Origin of the sequence: uncultured Eudoraea sp., assembly GCF_947258925.1 — a bacterium.
GTDB lineage: Bacteria > Bacteroidota > Bacteroidia > Flavobacteriales > Flavobacteriaceae > Eudoraea.
Genome location: NZ_CAMYKG010000016.1, coordinates 1 through 25,207 on the forward strand (window position 1 = coordinate 1; position 25,207 = coordinate 25,207).

19 protein-coding genes and 1 tRNA gene are annotated in these 25,207 nt (G+C 41.7%); 12 read left to right on the forward strand and 8 right to left on the reverse strand.

Going from position 1 to position 25,207, the window contains the following annotated elements:
- Positions 1–114 precede the first annotated feature (114 nt).
- Positions 115–188, reverse strand: a tRNA-Ile gene (locus Q0X77_RS07260).
- A gap of 506 nt (positions 189–694) precedes the next feature.
- Between Q0X77_RS07260 and Q0X77_RS07265 the strand changes: the two genes are divergently transcribed.
- Positions 695–1,066, forward strand: a complete 372-nt coding sequence (locus tag Q0X77_RS07265) for a helix-turn-helix transcriptional regulator (protein ID WP_297795239.1) — start codon at positions 695–697, stop codon at positions 1,064–1,066.
- An 83-nt stretch (positions 1,067–1,149) separates the two neighbouring features.
- Here Q0X77_RS07265 and mce read toward each other — a convergent pair whose 3' ends face one another.
- Entirely contained in the window at positions 1,150–1,551 is a 402-nt protein-coding gene (mce, locus tag Q0X77_RS07270; protein ID WP_297795242.1) for a methylmalonyl-CoA epimerase, read from the reverse strand.
- 59 nt (positions 1,552–1,610) lie between these two features.
- On the opposite strand from mce, the gene rbfA reads away from it, so the two are divergent.
- Positions 1,611–2,003: a 30S ribosome-binding factor RbfA gene (gene rbfA, locus Q0X77_RS07275; RefSeq protein WP_297795245.1), complete on the forward strand. Its 393-nt coding sequence runs from the start codon at positions 1,611–1,613 to the stop codon at positions 2,001–2,003.
- A gap of 164 nt (positions 2,004–2,167) precedes the next feature.
- Positions 2,168–3,373, forward strand: coding sequence for an FtsX-like permease family protein (locus Q0X77_RS07280; RefSeq protein WP_297795248.1), 1,206 nt, complete (start codon positions 2,168–2,170; stop codon positions 3,371–3,373).
- Between the two features lie 6 nt (positions 3,374–3,379).
- Here Q0X77_RS07280 and dusB read toward each other — a convergent pair whose 3' ends face one another.
- The 3 genes from dusB to Q0X77_RS07295 form a co-directional block, all read right to left on the reverse strand.
- A complete protein-coding gene (dusB, locus tag Q0X77_RS07285; RefSeq protein ID WP_297795251.1) occupies positions 3,380–4,372 on the reverse strand; it encodes a tRNA dihydrouridine synthase DusB in 993 nt (330 codons plus the stop codon).
- 52 nt (positions 4,373–4,424) lie between these two features.
- Complete coding sequence (locus Q0X77_RS07290) at positions 4,425–6,836, reverse strand: outer membrane beta-barrel family protein (RefSeq protein ID WP_297795254.1); 2,412 nt, start codon at positions 6,834–6,836, stop codon at positions 4,425–4,427.
- Between the two features lie 161 nt (positions 6,837–6,997).
- Positions 6,998–8,221, reverse strand: coding sequence for a M28 family peptidase (locus tag Q0X77_RS07295; RefSeq protein ID WP_297795257.1), 1,224 nt, complete (start codon positions 8,219–8,221; stop codon positions 6,998–7,000).
- Between the two features lie 38 nt (positions 8,222–8,259).
- Between Q0X77_RS07295 and Q0X77_RS07300 the strand changes: the two genes are divergently transcribed.
- The 3 genes from Q0X77_RS07300 (at position 8,260) to Q0X77_RS07310 (ending at position 11,538) form a co-directional block, all read left to right on the forward strand.
- Entirely contained in the window at positions 8,260–9,366 is a 1,107-nt protein-coding gene (locus tag Q0X77_RS07300; protein WP_297795260.1) for a hypothetical protein, read from the forward strand.
- A 52-nt stretch (positions 9,367–9,418) separates the two neighbouring features.
- Positions 9,419–11,215, forward strand: coding sequence for a translation elongation factor 4 (gene lepA / locus Q0X77_RS07305; protein ID WP_297795264.1), 1,797 nt, complete (start codon positions 9,419–9,421; stop codon positions 11,213–11,215).
- Positions 11,216–11,304: 89 nt separating this feature from the next.
- Entirely contained in the window at positions 11,305–11,538 is a 234-nt protein-coding gene (locus Q0X77_RS07310) for a GTP-binding protein LepA (RefSeq protein ID WP_297795267.1), read from the forward strand.
- Between the two features lie 44 nt (positions 11,539–11,582).
- On the opposite strand, the gene Q0X77_RS07315 is transcribed toward Q0X77_RS07310, so the two are convergent.
- Entirely contained in the window at positions 11,583–13,418 is a 1,836-nt protein-coding gene (locus Q0X77_RS07315) for a sodium:proton antiporter (protein WP_297795270.1), read from the reverse strand.
- 185 nt (positions 13,419–13,603) lie between these two features.
- On the opposite strand from Q0X77_RS07315, the gene Q0X77_RS07320 reads away from it, so the two are divergent.
- From Q0X77_RS07320 to Q0X77_RS07345, 6 genes are all read left to right on the forward strand, one after another.
- Positions 13,604–14,467: a universal stress protein gene (locus tag Q0X77_RS07320; RefSeq protein ID WP_297795272.1), complete on the forward strand. Its 864-nt coding sequence runs from the start codon at positions 13,604–13,606 to the stop codon at positions 14,465–14,467.
- Positions 14,464–16,689 carry a SulP family inorganic anion transporter gene (locus Q0X77_RS07325; protein WP_297795275.1) on the forward strand — a complete coding sequence of 742 codons (2,226 nt, stop codon included), beginning with the start codon at positions 14,464–14,466 and terminating at the stop codon, positions 16,687–16,689. The genes Q0X77_RS07320 and Q0X77_RS07325 overlap by 4 nt, the downstream gene beginning before the upstream one ends.
- 73 nt (positions 16,690–16,762) lie before the next feature.
- Positions 16,763–17,623: an MBL fold metallo-hydrolase gene (locus Q0X77_RS07330; protein WP_297795279.1), complete on the forward strand. Its 861-nt coding sequence runs from the start codon at positions 16,763–16,765 to the stop codon at positions 17,621–17,623.
- A complete protein-coding gene (locus Q0X77_RS07335) occupies positions 17,607–18,503 on the forward strand; it encodes an SMP-30/gluconolactonase/LRE family protein (RefSeq protein WP_297795283.1) in 897 nt (298 codons plus the stop codon). The genes Q0X77_RS07330 and Q0X77_RS07335 overlap by 17 nt, the downstream gene beginning before the upstream one ends.
- A gap of 13 nt (positions 18,504–18,516) precedes the next feature.
- Entirely contained in the window at positions 18,517–20,160 is a 1,644-nt protein-coding gene (locus Q0X77_RS07340; RefSeq protein ID WP_297795286.1) for a S8 family peptidase, read from the forward strand.
- 135 nt (positions 20,161–20,295) lie between these two features.
- The gene (locus Q0X77_RS07345; protein WP_297795289.1) at positions 20,296–22,038 is read left to right on the forward strand and encodes a M1 family metallopeptidase; all 1,743 of its coding nucleotides are present in this window, start codon (positions 20,296–20,298) and stop codon (positions 22,036–22,038) included.
- Between the two features lie 42 nt (positions 22,039–22,080).
- Here the strand turns inward: Q0X77_RS07345 and Q0X77_RS07350 are convergent, their stop codons facing one another.
- The gene (locus tag Q0X77_RS07350; protein ID WP_297795292.1) at positions 22,081–23,286 is read right to left on the reverse strand and encodes a succinylglutamate desuccinylase/aspartoacylase family protein; all 1,206 of its coding nucleotides are present in this window, start codon (positions 23,284–23,286) and stop codon (positions 22,081–22,083) included.
- 3 nt (positions 23,287–23,289) lie between these two features.
- Entirely contained in the window at positions 23,290–25,140 is a 1,851-nt protein-coding gene (locus tag Q0X77_RS07355; RefSeq protein WP_297795295.1) for a CBS domain-containing protein, read from the reverse strand.
- Between the last annotated feature and the right edge of the window lie 67 nt (positions 25,141–25,207).

Consider the following 25,207-nt stretch of genomic DNA (forward strand, 5'->3'; position numbering starts at 1 on the left):
TGGGTGCCCCCCTTTTAGGTATCGTTTTCGAATTTAAAAGCACCCTTACGAGCACCCTATTATATAAAAAAATCCGCAATATCCCATAAATAGGATAAATGCGGATTTTATAAGTGGTCCCACCTGGGCTCGAACCAGGGACCCCCTGATTATGAGTCAGGTGCTCTAACCAGCTGAGCTATAGGACCGGTTAAAATCAATATGTCAAATTCAATCTTACGATTATGAGTCAGTCCCGAGTTCTCTACTACTGAGCTACGTGTCCTGAAGTATCGTAGATAACTTCGGGATAGGACCAATTTCGCTATCGCGTATGTCAAATTCCAAAATTTTGGACTGCAATATTACTACTTATTTTACTATACTGCAACTTCTTTATAGGCAGAAAGTTGGCTAAATAGCACATAAAGCTTACTTCATGAAGATAACTCTTTTTTCTGTACTATATGTTTAATTAGCAAATCTCAAAATCAATCTTTCGATTATGAGTCAGGTGCTGCCTAATTGTTGAAGCCCAAGGTACGCAGGACGGACTGCCTCTTGGTAACCGGGACCCCCTTTAAACCGTCCTGGTCAATGAAATAGAAGGTTTTTGTCTATTTGACACTGAATAGTAAACCAAAAAAAAATTAAATTTATATAAGATGTCGTGAAGATGTCGTGTGAGAATTATACTCGACGTAATAATTTTGTCATGAGATTAGGAACAAAAATCAAAACATTAAGAATCAAAGAAGGCTTAACTCAAATTGAACTTTCTGAAAAGACCGGATTAACGGAAAGAACAATTCAAAGAATTGAAAATCATGAGGTAGAACCATCTAAACATTCTTTAAAGAAAATAGGTGATGTTCTCAATCAGAATTTAAACGAACAAAAAATAAGTATCATGACAAAAAAACAAAGACTACTCAATCTTTTTCTAATCAGTATTTCTATACTAATAGTTGTTGAGTTTCTAATTGGATGGTTGACATGGCAAGAGCATTGGTGGGTTTTAATTTGTTGGTTCTTTCCATTATTGGGAGGGGTTTCAATTCCTTATTACAAAAGAAGAAAAAAATGAACTAGTCCCTAAGCTAATTGAACCTGTTTTTGGAATTTGAATTTTGGAATTTACATGAGTCAGTCCACTCGGGTCAAAAAGTATTATTTAATCTCCTGGCACAACTCCACCAAAACCCCATTACTGCTTTTTGGGTGCAGAAAAGCCACCAGCTTATTGTCGGCCCCTTTTTTGGGCTGCTCGTTCAAGACAATAAAGCCTTCGCCCTTTAAACGCGCTATTTCCTTCTTAATATCATCTACCTCAAAAGCAATATGGTGTATGCCTTCCCCTTTTCGGTCTATATACTTGGCAATAGGGCTGTCTTCCTTAGTGGCTTCCAGCAATTCTATCTTATTGGGGCCCACCTGGAAGAACGAGGTTTTTACCCCTTCTGAGGCCACTTCCTCTACCTTGTACTGCTCCGTGCCAAAAAGTTTTTCAAACAGCTGTTTAGAGCCTTCCAGATCCTTTACAGCAATGCCTATATGTTCTATTTTATTCATGGTTTCCCTATTGTTAACCTTCGTTTTTTAATACCCTCTAAAGTACGTATTTTTGCCCTATGGAAACACAACGACAGAAAAAAATTGCAGGGGTTATTCAAAAAGACCTGGCCGATATCTTACAGCGCGCAGCAACAGACGGCGGGATGCAGGGAACCCTTATTTCTGTCTCTAAAGTGTACGTTACCACAGACCTCTCTATAGCCAAGGTATACGTAAGTATCTTCCCCAATAAAAAGGCCGAAGAATTGCTCGAAGGAATGAAGTCTAACCAGCCCCTTATTAAGCACGAGCTGGCCCAGCGTACCAAACACCAGCTGCGGCGTATCCCCGAACTCTCCTTTTTTATTGATGATTCCCTGGAGTATATAGACAACATAGACAAATCCTTAAAAGGGGATGAGGACCCTATTGAGAATCCGGAGCTGCTACCCAAAAGAAAAAAATCCTAGTGATTGTTTGGAGTTTTGTTGTTGGGGTTTTTATAGATTACTTTTGATGGATTACCAGGCAAAATTTTTAAGGATAGCAGGGCTATGGTTTAAAATTTTAACAACCTGGTACGCAAAAGGAATCACAAAAAAGCAATGCATTAAATTTCAAATAATCACTTAACTTGAATTTTCCCTTTTATATAGCAAAAAGATACGTACGCTCTAAAAGCAGCCAGAATGCCGTAAACATTATCAACTTTATCACCTTCCTGGTAATTGTCATTGGCTCTGCAGCACTTTTTATTGTATTATCGGGCTTTTCCGGACTTAAAACCTTTAGCATTTCCTTCTCGTCTACCTTCGACCCCGATCTAAAAGCTACCCCCATCAGCGGGAAATTCTTTAGCCTGGGACCCGAAAAAGAAAAACAATTGTTGGCCATTTCCGGGATTACCTCCTATTCCAAGGAGCTGGAAGAGCAGGTCTACCTTACCCATAAACAAAAGAGCTGTGTGGCCTACATAAAAGGCGTGGATACCGCTTATAGGGTGGCAACAAAGGTAGACAGTGCCATCTATTGGGGAAATTGGACCTTAAAAAACCAACAGGCGGTGGTAGGCCTGGGCATTGCCAATTTACTTAGCCTTACCATCAATGATTATCAGGATCCTTTGCGTATCCTGGCACCCAAACCGGGAAAAGGATCAGGGACCCAACAGCGTTTCGGAGAAAAACCCTATAACGATATGCCGGTAGTCATAAGTGGGGTGTATGCTATTGAAGAAAACCTGGATAAGAAATATGTCTTTACAGAACTTGCCCTGGCACAGGTGATCCTTGAAAAAGACAACACCCAGCTTTCCGGACTTAATTTTGGCATAGACCCCCTGGCCGATGCAGACGAGGTTCGAAAACAGCTTACCGCTGTCCTGGGTGATAATATAGAGCTGCGGAACCGGAGGCAACTCAACACAGCACTCTATAAAATGCTGAATACCGAAAACCTGGCTACCTATCTAATCTTTACCCTGGTGCTGATCATTGCCTTGTTTAATGTAGTAGGTGCCATTATCATGATGATCCTGGATAAGCAGCAGAATTCCAAAACCCTTTATAGCCTTGGGGCTACCATACGCGAATTGCGGCGTATCTATTTTGTGCAGGGCGTCCTGGTCACCAGCCTGGGTGGCCTGATTGGGCTGTTCCTGGCCTCCCTCCTTATCTGGTCTCAGCTGGCCTTTGGCTGGTTAAAAATTACCCCTTCCCTGGCCTATCCGGTAGAATATAAACTTATGAATGTCGTGGTGGTCCTGGTTACCATTGTAGTGCTGGGCATAATTGCATCGAAAATTGCCAGTAGCCGGGTTAGCAAAAAACTCCTGGCCTGATTCCCATTATACAAACTGGTAATCCCCAAACTTTTCCAGAACCTCATCAAAGGCGGCAAAGACATCTTTTGCATCATCGCTGGTCACCATTTTCATACGGTATTCCTTAAAGTTGGGAATGCCCTTAAAATAATTGGTGTAGTGCCTTCGGGTCTCAAAAACCCCCAGCTTCTCCCCTTTCCAGTCCATAGCCATTTGCAGATGCCTTCGGGCCGCTAGTACGCGTTCTTCCATGGTAGGGGGTTCTAAGTATGTTCCTGTCTTCAGGTAGTGTTTTACTTCTTTAAAAAACCAGGGATACCCAATACTGGCGCGGCCAATCATGGCGCCGTCCAGCCCGTAATCATCACGCATTATTCGGGCCGCTTCAGGGCTGTCTACATCCCCGTTTCCAAAAACCGGGATATGCATTCTTGAATTGTTTTTTACCTCGGCAATCGGCTTCCAGTCGGCCTGCCCTTTATACATCTGCGCCCTTGTCCTTCCGTGGATAGCAATGGCCTTACAGCCTACATCCTGCAGCCGTTCTGCCACTTCCACAATTTTAATGGAATCGTGGTCCCAGCCCAGCCTGGTTTTTACGGTTACAGGTAAATGGGTATGTTCTACCATGGCCCTGGTAAGGGAGACCATTAAATCAATATCTTTTAAAATCCCTGCGCCTGCGCCTTTGCTCACTACTTTCTTTACCGGACAGCCAAAATTGATATCAATAATATCCGGTTTGGATTGTTCCACAATCTCTACCGAACGCAGCATGGAGTCCAGGTTGGCGCCAAAGATCTGTATCCCTACCGGGCGTTCCTTTTCGTAGATATCGAGCTTCATAACACTTTTAGCCGCATCGCGGATAAGGCCTTCCGAAGAGATAAACTCGGTATATACCAGGTCTGCTCCCTGCTCCTTGCAGAGTGCGCGAAAGGGTGGGTCGCTTACGTCCTCCATAGGGGCGAGCAACAAGGGAAAAGTGGGTAAAACAATGTTACCTATTGTTGGCATCTTTTAAATCTTTGCGGTGCAAAATTAAAAATAATGCGGCAACTACCCCAATTTATTCGTTTTCAAGTCGTTGTAACTCGCTTTTCCGGAGGTTGCGGTTGATGTTGTTCAGACGGTAATTGCCAAATTTATAGGTAAAGCCCAGACGTACAAATCTGGTTTCCGGTCGCTCCCTAAGGGAGTTGTCCTGGTTGGCATAACGTGAGGTTAACCTGCCCCTGGCCATCCCAAGGAGGTCTTCACCCACAAGGGAAATTACCCCGCGGTTATTCCATAGGGTTTTGCGCAAACCCACATTAAGGATGGCAATTTCAGATACTTTATACGAACCAAATAGAAAGTTGCTTAAATAGGAAAAAGAGAGGTCTCCGGTAAAAGTACCGTCTTTAGATAAGCTAAAGGTATTATTCAGATAGCCGTAATACCCGGTCACCTTATTGGTATAGGTTTCAATAGTACTTTCCTCGGCCAGTAAGGTTTCATCTTCATAAAAAACGGAGTTGTAAAAATACAGGGACCAAAAGTCATTAATAGCTGTTGAAATCGTAAAATCCAGGCCATAGGAGGTACTTTTCTGCACATTTTGTTTGCTCTCCCTCAGCACCTGGTTCTCGTTGTCCTGAAAAGTTAAGGTACTGATGTACCTGCCATTATCCCGGTAATAAACATCAAAAAAATAGGTGTCTTTTATGGAGTAATTCAAATTGAAATTATGGCTGAAATTGGGAACGAGGTTGGGGTTCCCTTCCAGGTAATTATTTTCATTCAGAAAATAGCGAAACGGGTTCAGGTCTGAATATTTGGGCCGGTTAATCTTCCTGCTGTAATCAAAGGTAAGGCTATTCTCCTCGCCCAGCTTACGGCTCAGGTAGAAGGATGGAAAAAGTTCAAAGTAGTTTTGCTTATTGATTTGCAGCAGCGTTACCGAGAGCGCTTCCACATTGGTTTGTTCTGCCCTTAGCCCCAACTTCAGGGCCCACTTTTCCCAATCGTGAGAATAACTTCCGTAAAGGGCATACACCCCTTCCCGGTATTCAAAATTGTCTGACAGGGCAATGTCAAAAGGAGGCAGGTTGTTGTTCACATCAAAATAATCAATGCCACTATCCGTGTTTATCCATGATCCCCGAATCCCGGTTTCAAAACTCCCCGATTCTAAGGGCAGGTAGTAATCAACCCTTGCCGTAAAAATATTAATGTCCTGCATGGCATCTGTGGCAAAAGTAAAATTCCTTAAAAAGGTGTCTGAAGGATCAAAATAATCTGAGGAACCCCGTTGCAGGCGTGCCAGGTCATAATAGGTATAATGCACATTGGCCTTAAGGTTCTCTCCTTCTTTCTTTAGTTTCCGTTCGTAATTAAGATCAAAACTAAGGTTTACCAGGTCCTCATCAATAGGACTCAGGGTCTGCATGGTAGAATCGAGCACCCCGGCCCCGTTAAGCATTTCGGTACTTAACTCATTTACGATTTCCTTGTTTGGGGAAAAGCTGATGTTGGAGGTGAAATTTATAAGATCGCGCTCAGAAGGTTTATAATCGAACATTAAATTAAACTGCTGATCCTGGGATCGGATAGTCTCCCCAATGTCTGTATTCCAACTGGCAAATACCTCATTCTGATCATTTATAAAGTTAACCCGGCCGTCCCCGCTTTTAAATTCTTTTCTGGGGTTGATGGTATAGTTCAGGAAAATACCCACTTTGTCGTTCTTGAAATAATGACTGGTACCAAAGCTGTATTTTGGAAATACGCCCTGGGTATATTGTCCCCTGACGTTGCCCTTATAACCCGGAGTTACGTTTTCTTTGGTGCGGATATTTAGGATAGAGCCGTCCCCTGCTTCAAAACTGGCGGGGGGATTTGGAATGACCTCCACAGATGAGATCATATCCCCGGAGAGCCCTTTTAAAAATTCCTGTACTTCCCGGGCGGATAATTGCACTTTGCGATCGTTGAGATACACCGTGGCTGCTTGTCCCCTGATTTCGAGGTTATCCTGCATTACAATCACCCCGGGGGCATTTCGCAGAATATCCCAGGAGTTGCCTTCCCCCAAAACAGTATTTTCAACATTAAAAACGATGCGATCTGCCTTTCGCTCAACAATTGGTTTTGTCCCGGTCACCACCACCTCACTTAAATTCTGTTCAATGGGTTCTAAAACCAGGGCCCCAATTTGTAAGTTTGATTTTATTTCCAGCGGGACTAAAAGTGAAAGGTATCCGAAGTATTTTGCCTGTAAATAGTATACATTGGGCTCTATGCCCTTTAAGCTGAACTTACCGTTATCATCTGCAGAAATTCCTTTTACCTGGGTACTGTCCGGCACCTGAAGCAACATGACATTGGCATACGGAAGTGACTTCCCATCAGTGTCCCTAACAGACCCTGATACTTCAAAGGTCTGGCTGGTCATGGCTAAGGGTAACATTCCCAAAACGAATAGTAAGGAAAATCTCACATTTGGTAGGTTAGCCTGTAAAGCTATAAAATTATTTTATTTTAACCTTAAAAAAAGGACTCTCATTGTTTCCAGATCCTTGTTGTATTGTCCTGTTACGGTCCATATTTACTTACAAAATCAGTCGCATACAAGGCCGCTGCAAGTATTATAGCCGTGGATCAGAAAGTGATGGGTGCTTTCAGGGTTTCGCCCTTACGCAGTACCCGTACCGTAGTGGTATCTCCCGGTTCAAAAGCCGATAGTGCCCGCATATAGCTCATCATATCTACCACCGCACTGTCGCCAAGCTGCACCACTACATCGCCTTTTTGCAAGCCTGCTTTCTGCGCCGTTTTGCCCTCACTTATTCCATCAATGCGCATCCCTTTGCCATCATACAGATAATCCGGGACCACCCCTAAAACGACTTTAAATCTGGGTACTTCATCGCTTTCATTCTTTGTTTTTCGAAACACAAGTTGCCCGTCATCATCCAATTCCTCTACCAGACTGAATAAATACGCACTTATCTCCCGCATACCGTCATAATTAAGTTTCTCTGCATCATCCGTTGGTTTGTGGTAATCTTCATGCTGCCCCGTAAAAAAATGCAATACCGGGATATCCTGCAGGTAGAACGAGGTATGGTCTGATGGCCCTACGCCAGATTCATTCAATACCAATTTAAATCCGGGATTGGATGCATTTAATACCTGGGGCCAGATAGGGGAGGTTCCTGTCCCGCTAACGGACAAGGTCTTGTCTTCCCTGAGTCGGCCAACCATATCAAGGTTTAGCATATAGGATACTTTTTCCAGGTCTATGGTGGGGTTTTTGGTGAAAAAATTTGACCCCAGCAGGCCCATTTCCTCCCCTGAAAAAGTAATAAACAAATAGTTTTTAGTAAGCTCCGCTCCCTTTATCTTATTGGCCAGGTCCAGGAGTACCGCCACCCCACTGGCATTATCATCCGCACCGTTATGAACCGCCGGTTCACCTTTGTACAAGGAGCCTTCGCCCCCATAGCCCAGGTGGTCGTAATGGGCCCCTATCACTATCGTATTCCTGGCGTTGTTATCTATAAACCCAATAACATTAGTGCCTGTTATGGTACTGTCGCCACCTTCTTCAAAACGTATCTGCTGATGCGGGTCTTTCTTTGGTTTAAACGTAAAGGTCTGGTAATAAGTACCGGCATTCCCCTTGGGTTTAAGCCCTATTCCCAGCATAAGTTCCCGAATATAGGCTGCTGCTCTCAACTCTTCTTCAGTTCCGGTTTCCCTGCCCTTAAATTCGTCACTTGCCAGGATATGGATCTCCTGTTCCATCGAAGGCATTTTAGGTTCCTCACGTTTACATCCAAGGGCAAGAATAAAAAATATACCCAGAATTATTTTTTTCATCAGTTTTGCATCTAATTTTGAACAAAATTAATCATCCTATGAAAACTTTGGTGCCCTTCTTTCTATTATTCCTGATTTTTGGTTGTAAGACCGATTCCAAAAAAGCCCTTCCTGAAAAGGAAAGTACGGTTTCTGTAATGGCCGGATCAGACACCCTGATCTATAAAGAAGAAAAACATTTTAAATCCATTCGCCAGGTGACTTTTGGCGGGGACAATGCCGAAGCCTATTGGAGCTTTGACGACAGCAAGTTAATTTTTCAATCCAACAATCCCGCCTGGGGTATGCAATGCGACCAGATGTTTCTGATGAATTTTGAAGAGGATTTCAAAGAAGGTCAACCCCCCATGATAAGCACGGGAATGGGGCGTACCACCTGCGCCTATTTCCTCCCGGACAATAAGCATATTGTTTACGCCTCCACCCATTTAGACAGCGAAGAGTGCCCGGAGGTGCCCTTGCGTAAAAACGGGAAATACGTATGGCCCGTCTACGATTCCTTCGACATCTTTGTAGCCGATCTTAATGGAAATATCGTTACCCAACTTACCAGTGAACCGGGTTATGATGCGGAAGCCACGGTTTCTCCACAGGGAGATAAAATAGTGTTTACCTCTACCCGAAGCGGGGACCTGGAATTGTATACCATGAACCTTGATGGTACTGATGTGGTCCAAATAACAGATGAATTGGGTTATGACGGCGGTGCTTTTTTCTCTCCGGATGGCACCAAAATTATTTTCAGGGCTTCAAGACCTAGAACCGAAGAAGCCATAAGAGAATATAAAGCATTATTGGCCCAGGGATTGGTACAGCCCACAGAAATGGAGCTTTTTATTTGCAATGCAGATGGCAGTGAACTGAGGCAGCTAAGCTTTCTGGGCAATGCCAACTGGAGTCCGTTCTTTCACCCTTCGGGCACAAAGATCTTATTTTCAAGTAACTATGAGGCTGAAAAAGGATTTCCGTTTAACCTGTATCTTATAGATATAGATGGGAAGAACCTGGAACGGGTTACCCATGGAAAAACCTTTGATGCCTTTCCCGTATTTTCCAATAATGGCAAATTCCTGGCGTTTTCCAGTAACCGCAACAACGGAGGAACCCGGGATACCAATTTGTTTATTGCCGAGTGGCAGGATTAAGTAGCAGAAAACTGTATCTTTGCAGCCTATTTGAAATAGCCAGAAAAAGAAAATGAAGCATATTCGGAATTTCTGTATTATCGCCCATATAGATCATGGGAAAAGTACTTTAGCAGACAGGCTATTGGATTTTACCGGTTCGGTAACGGAAAGGGAAAAGAAAGAACAGCTTCTGGATAATATGGACCTGGAGCGAGAACGGGGGATTACCATTAAGAGTCACGCTATTCAGATGGAATACGAGCACGAAGGGGAGTCATATGTGCTTAATTTAATTGACACCCCCGGGCACGTAGATTTCTCCTACGAGGTTTCACGCTCTATAGCGGCTTGCGAAGGCGCCCTTTTGGTGGTTGATGCGGCACAAAGCATACAGGCCCAGACCATTTCCAATTTATACCTGGCCCTGGAAAATGACCTGGAAATTATTCCGGTATTGAACAAAGTTGATTTACCAAGCGCCAGTCCGGAAGAAGTAACCGATGATATTGTAGACCTTTTGGGGTGCAAGCCCGAAGAGGTGATCCCTGCAAGTGCTAAAACCGGAATTGGGATTAAAGATATTCTTACGGCCATTATTGACCGTATTCCGGCCCCAACCGGAAATATTGATGAGCCCTTACAGGCTTTGGTGTTCGATTCTGTTTACAATCCTTTCCGTGGCGTTGAAACCTATTTCAGGGTCATCAACGGCTCTATAAAAAAAGGACAAAAAATAAAATTTGTAGCCACCGGGAAGACCTATTTTGCTGATGAAGTAGGCACCCTGAAACTTAGCCAGGTCCCCCAGGCAAGTATTAAGGCAGGTGATGTTGGCTATCTTATTACCGGAATAAAAGACGCACGGGAAGTAAAAGTGGGTGATACCATTACCGATGCTGTTAACCCAACCATGAATCCAATTGCCGGTTTTGAAGATGTAAAACCCATGGTCTTTGCAGGTATCTACCCGGTAGATACAGAAGATTTTGAAGAACTGCGTTCCTCCATGGAAAAATTGCAGCTCAATGATGCTTCCCTGGTGTTTACCCCTGAAAGCAGTGCAGCCCTGGGCTTCGGTTTTCGATGCGGTTTTCTGGGCATGCTTCATATGGAAATCATCCAGGAGCGTTTGGAACGGGAGTTTGATATGACCGTGATCACCACGGTGCCCAACGTTAGTTATCACGCCTTTACCACCAAAGATCCCGATACCCCGGTTATCGTAAATAACCCCAGTGATCTCCCGGACCCCTCTACCCTGGCAAGGGTGGAAGAGCCTTATATAAAAGCTACCATAATTACAAAGTCGGATTTTGTTGGAAACGTAATGTCGCTTTGTATTGATAAACGGGGCCTGATTACCAATCAAACCTACCTTACTACCGAGCGGGTGGAACTCAATTTTGATATGCCGCTGGCTGAGATCGTTTTTGATTTTTACGACCGACTTAAAACCGTATCCAAGGGGTATGCCTCCTTTGATTATTCTCCTATTGGGATGCGGGTATCTAAACTGGTTCGAGTAGATATTTTACTCAATGCCCAACCGGTAGATGCGCTCTCTGCTCTTGTACATTTTGATAATGCCCACTACATAGGCAAAAGGATGTGCGAAAAGTTAAAGGAGCTCATCCCCAGGCAACAGTTTGATATTCCGATACAGGCTGCGATTGGAGCTAAAATTATTTCCAGGGAAACCATTAAAGCGCTGCGTAAAGATGTTACCGCCAAATGTTATGGGGGTGATATTTCCAGGAAACGAAAACTTCTGGAAAAACAAAAGAAGGGTAAAAAACGGATGCGGCAAGTGGGTAATGTAGAGATCCCCCAACAAGCATTTATGGCCGTACTTAAACTAAATGATTAATTTTTCTGCTTCCCTACATTTTTTGTACAAAAAATACAATAATATGGACTGCTCTTAGTTAATAGTAGAAGTTTAAAATTCCCCTATTTATGACTACATATATTGCCGAATTTCGTGCTTTACATAAGATTATTCAGATTAAACAGCATTCCGTATTTACCTGGCAACAGGAAGGTGGTGACATAGATCCCGATTTGCTTGAGGGAAAGATAAAAAGGGAGTCCTCTGTTCACTTCTACAATTTACTGGCAGGAGATCGCATAGACGTTGCTATGGATGATATTACGGTAGAAATTACCAGGACTGCAACTTTTAACGGTTGATTAATTTTGCCAAATAAGTTCAAAAGAATACGAGCTACAGCTTTTTAGTGTGCCCTGTCTAAATCAAACATTTTGCCCAGGTATACCAGTTTAGAGCCCTCTGAAATAGCATCTGAGTCTCCATTGAAGGTAGATATGATAGATACTTTTCCATCCGGGGATTTTAAAAATACCGGGATAATCTCATCATCTTCTTTGGTAATATCTATTAGCTTTTTGTAATGGTCGGCATTTTTAAGGTCTATTTCGTGAAGCGCAGGATATCGCCTGGTGACTTCCGTCATTTTAATAAAATCGTCGTTCTGTGAGAAGAGGCCTTCCCTGGGGTTTTTCTCAGGATCGTTCATCTCATCAGCACTAACCAGCCTGAAGGAACCATTTTCGCCCAACTGATCCCTGAACTTGTCTATGGCATATTGATTTATTTCAGGACTCCCGGTAAGCGCCATTAAATAGCCCATATCATTAAGCTCTATATCATCTGTAAGGGTATCTGAATACACATCGGCTACCTTAGCCTCCAAACCAAGTTTTTTTGCCTGGTCAATATTCGCCTGGTTAGCATCTATTAAGACCACATGCCTGTTGTTCTTCTTTAGGTAACTGGCCAACAGCCTGGACGCTTTGGATGCGCCTAAAATTAAAATTCCTTCCGAATGTTTTAAAAACACCCCAACCATTTTTGCAAAATACCGGGCGGTAGTTGCATTTAAAAGCACCGTCCCAAGTACAATCATAAAGACCAGCGGGGTTATATATTCTGCTCCTGGTTCCCCTTTTTGAATTAATTTGGATCCAAAAAGTGAGGCAATTCCGGCAGCCACAATACCTCTGGGTCCTACCCAGCTTATGAAGAGTTTTTCATTAAATTTTAAACTGGATCCTTTGGTGCTTAAAAAGACCCCAATAGGCCGAATGACAAGCACAACTATAAAAAATAATACCGCCGTTTTCCAATTGTAAATCAACATCATATCACTAATGTTGATGTTCGCGGCCAAAAGGATAAAAAGAATGGAGATCAGTAATACGCTAAGCGATTCCTTAAAATAGAGCAGCTCTTTAAGGTTGGGCAGGTCCATGTTCCCCATAACCATTCCCATCACCACCACGGCCAGAAGACCAGATTCATGGGCCAGAATATCAGATTCCACGAATACTAAAAGGACCACGGAAAGCGAGACCACATTGGATAAATAATGGGGCACGTATTTTTTCCTGATAATAAAGGCCAGGGCGTGGGCAAATGTGAAGCCGAAAGTAGTTCCAAAAAGTAAAATCTTACCAAAGTCAATCAATGCTGTTTCGGTATACGCCTGCCCTTCACCCACGCTAATAAATTCAAATACAAGTACGGCTACCAATGCCCCAATTGGATCAATCAATATCCCCTCCCATTTTAATACCGCGGAAATATCTTTTTTTAAAGGTAAATTTCTTAAGATTGGGGTAATAACCGTGGGGCCGGTGACAATAATCAGGGCCGCAAACAAAAAAGATATCTGCCAGCTAAGATCAAAGACAAAATGCGTTACTATTCCTGCTCCAAAGAAAGTAACCAGGGTGCCCACCGTAATTAGCTTGGTAATTACAGGGCCAACATTTCTGATCTCGGAACGTTTTAGGGTAAGGCCGCCTTCAAATAAGATAATACTAATGGCAAGGGAAAGAAAATAATATAAGCCATCTCCCGGGAAAAGTCCTTTTTCCCCATTCCAAACAGGTTCTATCAATTTAGAACCATCTTCGGTATACAAGGTGGCTATAGGTCCAACAAGAAGGCCAATCAAAATCAGGGGTAAAATAGCCGGCAGTTTTAAACGCCATGCGAACCACTGTGCAATGATCCCTAAAATAATTATTCCGGCAAGTTCTACCATCTCTTTCCTTTGGTGTTAAAAATAATGATTAAAATGAATATCCATTACGAATAGCACAAGAAATAGAATTTTAAATAATACCTGCCTATTGGTATTGAAGCTATCATCAACAGACGGCTATTAGGAATTTAACTTAACTCATTATAATAGGTATATATGTGGTATATTCAACCAAAATAAAAGTATTGGAAACGAATCCCCATCCTTTTAAGAGAATTCTATTCGGTTTTGCTTTTTCACCCACGCTGGAAATCAATCTTTTGGAAACCACGCGTCTTGCGCATTTTTTTAATGCCAAATTAACCTTACTTCATGTAGGGGAAAAAACCGGGGAAAAATTGGGTATTTTGAATGCACTGCTGAAGAAAATTGATTTTCCGGATGATGCCATAGAAATTCAGTGGGAAGAAGGAAAGCCGGTTTCTGTAATTTTAGAGGCATGTACGAAATACAATATTGATTTATTGGTACTGGGTGCGCTTCAACATGAAAATATGTATCAATTCTATGTGGGAAGTATCGCCAGAAATTTGACCCGAAAGGTTAATTGCTCTGTTTTGTTGCTGATAAAGCCCACGGCAGAACGCAGCCCTTGTAAGCATATTGTTGTAAATGGGCTGGATGCTCCGGAAACCCCTGTAGCTATTTTGGATGCGTTCTATGTGGCTAACGCCTTAGGAGCACAACAGATTACCATTGTAGAGGAGATTAGGGAGCAAGAAATCCATGTCACTGTTGAAGATGACCGGTCTTTAAAGAAAGCTAATATTGTAATGGAGCGACTCAAACTGAGGGAAGATTCCAGGGTACGCAAAATCCTGAATAGTATGCCGGAAAATTTCCTTAAAAATATTAAGGTAAAGACACAAAGTATTTTTGGTAAAAGGGGCTATTCCATAGGTCACTATGCAGAAGTAGTGCGCGCAGATTTGCTGGTCATGAATGCTCCTAAAAAATCAGGGTTGTTAGATCGTATTTTCCCTCATGACCTGGAGTATATTTTATCCGATTTGCCCACCGATTTATTGATTATTCGTAAAAAAGATTGAGCGCTAAAACCAACCATACCACCACTTTTATCAAGTCTTTGCCCAAAAACATCTTTGCGGGTTTTGTAGTGTCGCTTATCGCGTTGCCTCTGGGTCTGGGATTGGCTTTGGCAAGTGAGGCGCCTCCTATTTCAGGGATCATCGCCGCAGTAACAGGAGGGATAATTGTTGCGCTCTTAGGCGGTTCCAAGGTTACTATAGCCGGGCCGGGTAATGGCCTGGTCATTGTGTTGCTAGGGGCAATTACGGTCCTTGGTAAAGGTGATTTGTACCAGGGCTATTTATTCACCTTAGCGGCCGTAGTGTTCTCGGGCATCCTGATGCTCCTTTTGGGCTTCTTAAAAATGGGGCGTTTGGCAGATTTTTTTCCGGCTTCGGCTATACAAGGTATGCTCGCCGCTATTGGTGTCGGTATCCTGGCGAAGCAATTTCATATAATGGTGGGCCATAACGATTCAAAAGGAACAATTATAGAGTTATTGTATACCATCCCAAATGACTTACTGGATTTGCTATATGAAGCAGACATGGATATGTTGTTTGCGTCGGCAATAGGAATTGTCAGTCTGTTGATAATGGTCTTTTATTCGAAAATCAGGAATAAGTTCTTTCAGCTCATCCCTGCGCCAATGTGGATATTGATCCTGTCTGTCGGTTTAAGTTATTGCTATGCCCTTCTTGGCAAACCTTATCCGATTGGGATAGATTTCTTAGTATCCATTCCCGATAACGTGCTATCCAGTCTTGCATTCCCTGATTTTGCAAAGATATGGGACAAACAGTTTATCCTTGCCGTATTTGCCATTACCCTGATAGCGAGTATAGAATCCCTGCTGAGTATTAAGGCTGTGGACAAACTTGATCCGCTAAACAGGAGGTCCAATGTCAATAAAGATCTCAAAGCGCTTGGATTGGCCACAACCATTAGTGGCTTATTAGGCGGTCTTAATGTGGTAACCGTAATTGCCAGAAGTTCGGTTAACGTACATAACGGGGCTACCAACAGATCTTCCAATTTCTTCCATGCCCTGTTTTTGGTTGGCTTTGTCCTGGTTTTTCAGGAGCAGCTTAGCCGTATACCCCTGGCGGCGTTGGCAGCCATCCTGGTGTATACCGGATACAAATTGGCGGATCCGGAATCTTTCAGGAAAATTGCCCGTATTGGGAATGAACAAGTTGTTATTTTTCTAACCACATTAATTACCACATTATTTACAAACCTTATTACGGGAATTGGGGTCGGAATTTTGGTTACGATCATTATTCATATGATTTTAAATAAAAGTGTTTCCCTGTTCCTTAGTCATTTGTTTAAACCTAATATTCTTGTTTTCAAGGAAGAAGATGAAGGGGTTTTTTATGTGAGTGTAAAATACTTTTGTAGTTTCCTGAATTTCCATAAACTAAAGGATAAGCTCGATGCCGTACCAGAAAGTGAAGACGTGGTGCTCGATTTTTCTATGTGCAGTTTCGTTGATCACACGGTCCTGGAAGGTCTGGAAAATTATAATGCTTCCTTTGATAAAAAAGGGGGAAGTATTGAGGTCATAGGCTTGGATAAACATGATGCCGACTCCTTTCACCCCTTTGCCATCCGAAAAATATTACCTGTGGCAGCACTAAAACCGATTGAACGGTATTTTACCAAAAGACAAAAAGATCTGGAGGTAGCAGCTAAGGATTATGGCTGGGATTATATTGCAAAAAGGAACACCAATACTTCTTTTTTGGAAAATTTTGTATTCTTTCATACCCGCGAAATCGACTATTTCTACAACCTTTTAAAAGATGCTGAAAACGACTGTAGTGTCTTTGACCTCGAATGGACAGAAGGTGCTTTTATAGCAAAAGAAGTCGTTAAAACCACCATGATGCATATTAATCTGGATATGGATATCCCTGTATTTACGCTCGATAAAGAAGGTCTGTTGCAATTAATTTATTCCCTGGCGGGATTCAAAGATATAAGCATAGAAAACCATCCGGACTTCAACAGGCGCTTTAACCTTAGTGGAGAAGACGAAAATGCTATTCGTGAACTCTTTTCGGATGAGATGGTATTGTTCCTTGAAAGCCATCCTTATTATCATATCGAATCTAATGGTTCTTCTTTGCTAATCTTAAAAAATGAACGCCTGCTGAGTGTACAGGAAACCAAAAGAATGATCTATTTTGGACAGCAGCTGCATGATTTGGTCCAGCACAAAAAGATTACCCATTGATTGTTAAAAACTATTAATATTAGGGTTATTCATTAGCGGTTTTGTTAATTTGCAGCCGACTCAGAATACATGAATGATCTTATATCCCATTGAAACCGGAAATTTTAAATTGGATGGAGGCGCAATGTTTGGGGTAGTACCTAAATCATTGTGGCATAGAACCAATCCGGCAGATAGCAATAATATGATAGATATTGCTGCCAGAAGCCTTCTTATAGAAGATGGCAACCGGCTTATTCTTATTGATACCGGGATGGGGAATAAACAATCAGAAAAATTTTTTAGCTATTACTACAGATGGGGAAATCATAGCCTGGATGCTTCCCTTAAAAAAGAGGGCTTTGTACGGGATGATATTACCGATGTGTTTATGACCCATCTTCATTTTGATCACTGTGGCGGCAGTGTTCAATGGAATAAAGATCACACAGGCTATGAGCCTGCCTTTAAAAATGCGAATTACTGGACCAATGAAGACCACTGGAACTGGGCCACTAAACCCAATCCCAGGGAGAAAGCTTCTTTTCTAAAAGAAAATCTGCTGCCAATGGAAGAAAGTGGCCGGTTAAAATTTATAAATAGGGAAGAATATCCCTTTATGGATAGTTCAGAACTGGGATTTGGAATTTTGTTTGTGGACGGGCATACCGACAAACAAATGTTACCCCATATCCATTATAAAGGCAAGACCCTCGTTTTTATGGCAGATTTATTGCCAACCGTAGGGCATATCCCGGTACCATATATCATGGGCTACGACACAAGGCCCTTGCTAACACTCAGCGAAAAAGCGGCTTTCTTAAACACCGCCGCAGACGATAATTTTTATTTGTTCATGGAGCACGATGCCCATAATGAAGTATGCACTGTTGCACATACCGAAAAGGGAATCAGACTTAATAAAAGCCACACATTTGATGAAATTTTTAATTAAGTCCTTTCTGTTCCTGTTTTTTATATCTCCTCTTTGCAGCTGTAAAGAGAAGGAATTGCGAAGTGAAGATTTTACCGAAGAATTTGCTTTCACAGCAGGTATTGAAGGGCCGGCCGTAGATGAAAATGGAGACCTTTTTGCCGTCAATTTCAACAAAGAGGGTACCATCGGTAAGGTAAACAAGGCAGGGGAAGCTGAAATTTTTATCAGTTTACCGGAAGGCAGTATAGGCAATGGCATACGTTTTGATCTTAATGGAAATATGTTTATCGCAGACTATTTAGGCCATAAAGTTTACAGAATTAAAAAAGGCAGCAGAACCCCTGAAATATGGGTGCAGGATTCAACGATGAATCAACCCAACGATCTGGCTATTGGTCCGGCAGGCGTTATATACCTCAGTGACCCTAATTGGGCTGAAAGCACCGGAAACCTCTGGATGGTTACCCCCGAAAGAGAATTGCTATTGCTCGAAGAAGGTATGGGCACAACGAATGGGATAGAAGTTAGTCCTGATAATACAACCCTTTATGTGAACGAATCTGTACAAAGGGTTATTTGGCAATATGATATCGAAGAGAACGGAAGGTTAAGCAATAAAAAGGAATTTGTAAGCTTTACCGATTTTGGGCTGGACGGAATGCGGTGTGATAAACAGGGAAACCTTTATGTGACCCGCTATGACAAAGGCACTGTAGCCATTTTTTCGCCAGAGGGGAAGCTAATTAAGGAAGTAACCCTTAAGGGTAAGAAGCCTTCAAATATTACCTTTGGCGGGGAAAAAGGACTTAATTGTTATGTAACGATGGCTGACAGGGGTTGCCTGGAAACCTTTGTCGCACTAAACCCGGGAAGCTATTATTCAAAAATACATTACTAAATATAAATTTAATATGACTCTGAAACATTTAAAATTGGCTTTTTCTGCTGCGCTTACTATCTTTTTGGTGAGCTGTGGCAATACAAAATTGGTATTAACCCCACTGGAAAAAATTGATACGGTTCCGCTCAAAGTTTCTGATCTTACAGAGACAGAGAATGAAACATGGGGACATAAAGATCTCATTTCCGATACTATTCCGGGGATTAGCCTCAACAAGGCCTATGACGAAATTATAAAGAATAAAAAAGGGAAGAAGGTCATTGTAGCAGTACTCGATTCCGGAATTGATCTTGAACATGAAGACCTGGATGATGTCATCTGGACCAATAAAAAAGAACGTGCCGGTAACGGTATAGATGATGATAATAATGGTTACATAGATGACATCCATGGGTATAACTTTTTAGGGGAATCCTATAACGAACAATTGGAATATGTACGGATTATAAAACTAAAGATGGGGGATAATGCTATCCAGGAAAAGGCAAAAGCCGAACAACAGGCTGAATATTCCAAAGAATCGCAAAACAAAATGCGATATGAGCAAATTCTCAAAACCGTAAAAGACGCAGATGCCGCTATTAAGAAATATCTGGCTAAAGATGCCTATTCTAAAAAAGATGTTCTTGCTATAAAGACAGAAGATCAGGCCTTGTTGCAATATGTTGCTGTACTAAAGCAGATGTATGGTGTTGCAGACAGTATCCCGGATGTAATAAAAGAATTAAACGCAGGTTTAACTTATTTTACCGAACGTGTAAATTACCACCTTAATGTAGATTTTGATGGCAGGAAAATAGTAGGCGACGACCCTTATGACCTTATGGATTTAGGTTATGGAAATGGAAATCCCAACAACAGGGTAAAGGATGAGAGTCACGGAACACATGTCGCAGGCATAATTGCAGCTGAACGAAACAACGGATTAGGGATTAACGGGGTGGCCAATAATGTTGAAATAATGAGTATCAGGGCTGTACCAAACGGGGATGAATACGACAAAGATATCGCCTTAGGAATCCGGTATGCAGTAGATAACGGAGCTAAGATTATCAATGCAAGTTTTGGCAAGTCTTATTCATTGAATTCCGATTGGGTTTATGACGCCATAAAATATGCCGCGGATAATGACGTGCTTATAGTACATGCGGCCGGCAATGATGGACTTGATTTGGATGATCCGAATAATACAAACTATCCTAACGATCATGCCGATACCAAAGGGAACGAAATAACCGATAACTTAATCACTATAGGTGCCTTAAGAAATAAATATGGCTCTGAAATGGTAGCTTCTTTCTCCAATTATGGAAAAATGAATGTTGATGTTTTTGCACCTGGTTACAGTATTTATTCGACTATGCCGGAAAATGAATACGAATTTCAAAATGGTACTTCCATGGCTGCCCCAATGGTTTCAGGAATTGCAGCGCTTATCCGTTCTCACTATCCAAAACTTAAGGCTTCAGATGTAAAAAATATTCTTATCGCCTCAGGGCTGAGTTCCTCTGCTTCGGTAATTCTATCAGGAGATACTGCCAAGTCTAAACCATTTAATCAGGTCTCTAAATCGGGGAAAATGGTCAATGCCTATAATGCGTTGATTATGGCGAGTAATCTATCTAAGGCGAATAACATATCTAAAAATTTATAATGTTTTATAGCGATGTATCTACCTCATAAATTTTTCAAATTCCTTTTTGTTTTCCTCGTCGGCTTGTTATGCCTGCAAGCGCAAACTAATCATTCTTACTGGCAGCAGCATGTTGATTACAAGATGGACGTGTCAATGAATGTTGAAAATTTCCAATATACGGGTACGCAAACATTGGTGTATTCAAACAATTCCCCGGATCAGCTGAACCGTGTTTACTTTCATATGTATTTCAATGCATTTCAGCCCGGGAGCGAAATGGATATCAGGTTGCAAAATATTCAAGATCCCGATGGCAGGATGTTTGTAAACGGCCAGAGCAGGATTGCAAATCTCAAACCTGATGAGATAGGCTATCTCAGGGCTTCTTCGTTAACCCAGGATGGTGAAAATGTCTCTTTCAGCCTGGAGGGAACCGTTCTGGAGGTGGAACTGGCAAAACCAATTCCCCCTGGGGCTAAAAGTACGTTCAACATGAAATTTGAAGGGCAGGTGCCCATACAAATAAGACGCTCCGGGAGGGATAATGCTGAAGGAATTGCATTGTCTATGAGCCAGTGGTATCCCAAATTAGCGGAATATGATTTTGAGGGCTGGCATGCAGATCCCTATATCGGAAGGGAATTTCATGGTGTATGGGGAGATTTTGATGTTAAGATTACCCTGGATAAAAATTACATCATCGGGGCCAGTGGTTACTTACAAAATCCACAGGAAATTGGATATGGCTATGAAGCTCCGGGTAGTAAAATCAAAAAACAAAAAGGTAAAACCCTTACCTGGCATTTTAAGGCTCCAATGGTACATGATTTTATGTGGGCCGCCGACCCGGAATATATCCATGATTCACTAAAGATGGAAAATGGAACAACCTTGCATTTCTTTTACAAGGACAAGCCGGAACTACTTGAGAACTGGAAAAATTTACAGCCAAAAACTGTTGAAGCCATGGATTTTTTCAATGCAAATATCGGCCCTTATCCCTATAAGCAGTATTCCGTAATACAGGGAGGAGATGGCGGTATGGAATATGCGATGAGCACCCTTATTACGGGGGAGCGAAAGTTCCCGAGCCTGGTAGGTGTAACGATACATGAATTGGCCCATTCCTGGTTCCAGCACGTTTTGGCCACCAATGAATTAAAGCATGCGTGGATGGACGAGGGCTTTACCCAATTCATTTCGAGTTTATGTATGAATAAAGTAATGAATCAACAGAAAGACAATCCTTTTGAAAGAACATATAGCAGTTATTACGCTCTTGTGCAATCCGGTGACGAGCAACCTCAGTCAACCCATGCAGACCGTTATGCGCTGAACAGGTCCTATGGTACTTCGGCTTATAATAAAGGATCCATCTTTCTGTCTCAACTAGGGTATATAATAGGGCAGGATAAATTAATGGAAACGCTCAGGGCGTATTTCGATGCCTTTAAATTTAAGCATCCTATACCAAATGATATCAAAAGAACAGCTGAAAAGGTATCGGGAATAGAGTTAGACTGGTACCTTACAGATTGGACAGAAACTACCAATACTATTGACTATGCCTTGAAAAGTGTTGAAGCTGATGGAGCTAAAACCAAAATACAGCTGGAACGTATAGGCCTTATGCCAATGCCGCTGGATATTTTATTGGTTTATGAAGATGGAACCAGAGAAACCTTTTATATCCCCTTGCGAATGATGAGGGGTCAGAAAGCTAACCCCTATGCCAGCATTGAAAGAACAACTTTGCCGGACTGGCCCTGGGCTTTTCCCGCCTATGACTTTGTAATTGACAAGCCCCTTAACACCATCAAAGCCGTACTAATAGATCCTTCACAGCTCATGGCAGATATAAACTTTGGAAATAATATTTGGCAGGCTTCAGAATAAATACAGGCTTAGAAAGAGATCCAATACTAAAGCCTGAATGGCTTACTTTTTATACCAAAAGGCATCTTTGTACATGCCATTTTTAGAAGCCTGCTCCCTGTTAATCAATGTTAAATGCGTTTCATCAACCATTCTGTTGCGATACCCTAAAAGGTGAAAAAATGGTTTATTAAAAAACCTGGCTACTTTTAAATTTACCATAAGTTTCTCACGGCTATGATTCGACCAGGAAATACCTGGTAGCAACACCAAAAAGGAATCAAATTTAATTCTGCGCAAAAAGGCCGAAAAAGACAATATCCATGATGGTATTTTACGTATCAGAAAAAATCCTTCTTCGCCCTGAACCTGATAAAGGGGCATGAACACTATGGTATCTTTGAGGGCTTTGATTTCCTTTCCGTTATGGGTGGCCATGGCCGTGCCTTTTTGTAAATCATCAAAACTTCGAAATCCGGGATGCATTTGAAAATTATCAGCATTGGTAATACGGTGCCTGTGGATTACTTCATAGAAAATTCTGTTGCCATTTGCCGATGACCGAAGCTGATCCAGATGCTTTTTGTAATCGGGTACCATGTCTTTATCAAGAACACCACTATATATCATGGCCAACCAGATAAAAGAAATTGTATTGGTCACAGCTTCCTGGGTAAAATGTTGCCCCGATTCAAATCCAAGGGAAACATAGCCCTTTCCATTGATATAACTCAATAGAGGTCCTTCCAGATATTCCTCTATCCCCAAAATAACAGGAACCGGAAACAGGCTCGCAAATTCACGGTTTATCAAGGCATCATTAATGGTTATAAAGGGCAAGGTAGGGCTTGAAGTAGTATGAAAATCTATAAAATAATATGGTGGCGGGTGTTTTGCAAAGATGTCTGAAATTAATTGATGAAGAGCCGACAATTCGTTTTCTTCTACAGATCGTTCTGATTCGCTTTTATTTTTAATTTTGTCAATGCCGGGAAGTGTCCAGATTCGGTTGAGGTCGTGCTCCAAAAATCGTTTCTTTTTTAGGAGGGCCGGTATGTTCCCCTTAATTCCAACAATTGTCCCGGTTAATTCAGGTGTATCGGCCTTTAAATCAGAAAAAACCTTCTCAAGTGCCTCAACACCAGATGGTTCATTCCCGTGTATACCACCAAATAAAATCAATGTAGGGCCCGGTTCCTTTCCGGAAATATGCCCTATTATTCTTGTGGTTTCAGTGTCTTTAATTAGTTGGGTATGCTGCTCAGTCATCAATTAGAGGTCATTGCTGGTTATAATTCCAATTAATTTCTTTCCTTCTACAACCGGTAAACAATTTATTTTGTTTTTTTTCATAATCGCTGCTGCTTCTTTTAATGGCGTATCCCGAGAAGTGGTAATAAGGTCCTTTGTCATTATAGAGGCAATACTTTCTTTTAATTTCCCGGGGTCTTTTAGATAGTTTTCAACATCTGTCCATGTAAGCAGTCCGCTTAAATCAAGGTTATTATCCAAAATGGGTGCATGATGTATATTTTTCCAAAGCATCATTTTTAAAACCAATTCAGCACTATCATTTTCCTGGGCGGTAATTGTTTTTCTATTCATGCGATCTTTTACAGTAAGATCCTCATCAGGAATTTTGTATTCGTCTCCCCTTGGTAATTGCCATATATCAACAGAGTAATGTTTTTCCTGTCTTTGGTGCATAGTGGCTACCAAAATTTTAAGGGCGTCCGGGATCTTATAATTTTCCTGAAGTTTACGGAACGCTTTTATCATCCATCTGGAACCATTATTTGAATGAATCCTGTTTTCGATAACTGACAAATAGCGCTCAGCATCCCTTGGTGAAACCCCCATCCTGTAGAGTCCGCGGAAAGCCATTGGTAATAAATGATCGAGTAACAACTCATGACTGCTAATCAGTTGTCCGTCCCAGTAAAACTGAGCGGCCATACCATATCTGGCGGCATTAAAGAAGTTCCCTTTTATATCTTTAAAATTCATTTTAGTATGAATTTCATCAAATTCTTTTGGTTTGCCCATCATGACCCCTACCCATAACATCATATTGGCTATTTCATCGGTAGTGGTTGGCCCGGACGGCATATATCTGTTCTCAATTCTCAAATGTGGCACATTATCTGTAATCCCATAACAAACCCGGTTCCATTTATAGATGGTTCCATTATGAAGGGCTAAAGCCCTGAGTTTTGGCACTTTTCCATCCTTTAGCAGGGTCATGCTGTCGGTTTCAAAGTCCGTGGTCAAAAGACTCCTGAACCTGATCACAGCATCCTGATAAAAATCTACAACAGATCCTTGGATCCAGTCATTTCCAAATCCCACCCTGGACTCCTTTTCGTTGAGTATAAAGGTACTTGCCCTGGTATCAACGCTTTGAGTGAACAGGGCAATTCGCGTTTCTTCCCATAATTCCTGGCCTAATAATAAAGGTGAATTGGCGCAGACAGATAGTATCGGGCCGGAAATTGCCTGTGCCCAGTTATAGGTGTCTGCAAAATCATCAGGGTCTATCTGAAGGTGCGCTTGGAAACTGGTGTTACAACCCTCGTATAGTATAGTTTTATGATGAAGGTTCACTTCATCTACGCCTTTGATGTGTAATTCTATATCTTCTTTCCTAATGTCCTTAATAGCTTCATTTAAAACGTGATACCTTTTTAAAGGCGTCATATAGGAAGTGTCCAAAAAGTTTGTGTCAACTGTTGGTAAAATGCCCGTTAAAATAACTTTCGTCCCAAACTTATCTGCACTTGATACTGCTTTTCCGAGTAGTTCTCTCAATTGATTGTGCAGCTCAAAGAAACATCGATCATTTAATACAATGGGGTCCAGGTTTATCTCCAGGTTATACAAGGTTAATTCGGAAGTAAAATGAGGATCATTGATGTCTTCAAGGATCTTATCTGCTTTATTTGTGGGTTCCCATTTTTCATTCACAAGACAGAATTCCTGTTCTGCACCAATACGAATAGGCGTTTTCTTAAACATTTTGTTCTTCAACATATACTCCAGTGCTTCAATGTCTGTAAGCAGTTGGTCTATATATCCAACTTTATCCTCGTTTTTGGTAAGTTTCTTAACATTGAGTTCCCCCATATTGAGCGGTATTTAGGTGTATAATTTTGAAATATAATTCAATGCAAGATAAAATCCTAGTTCAGGG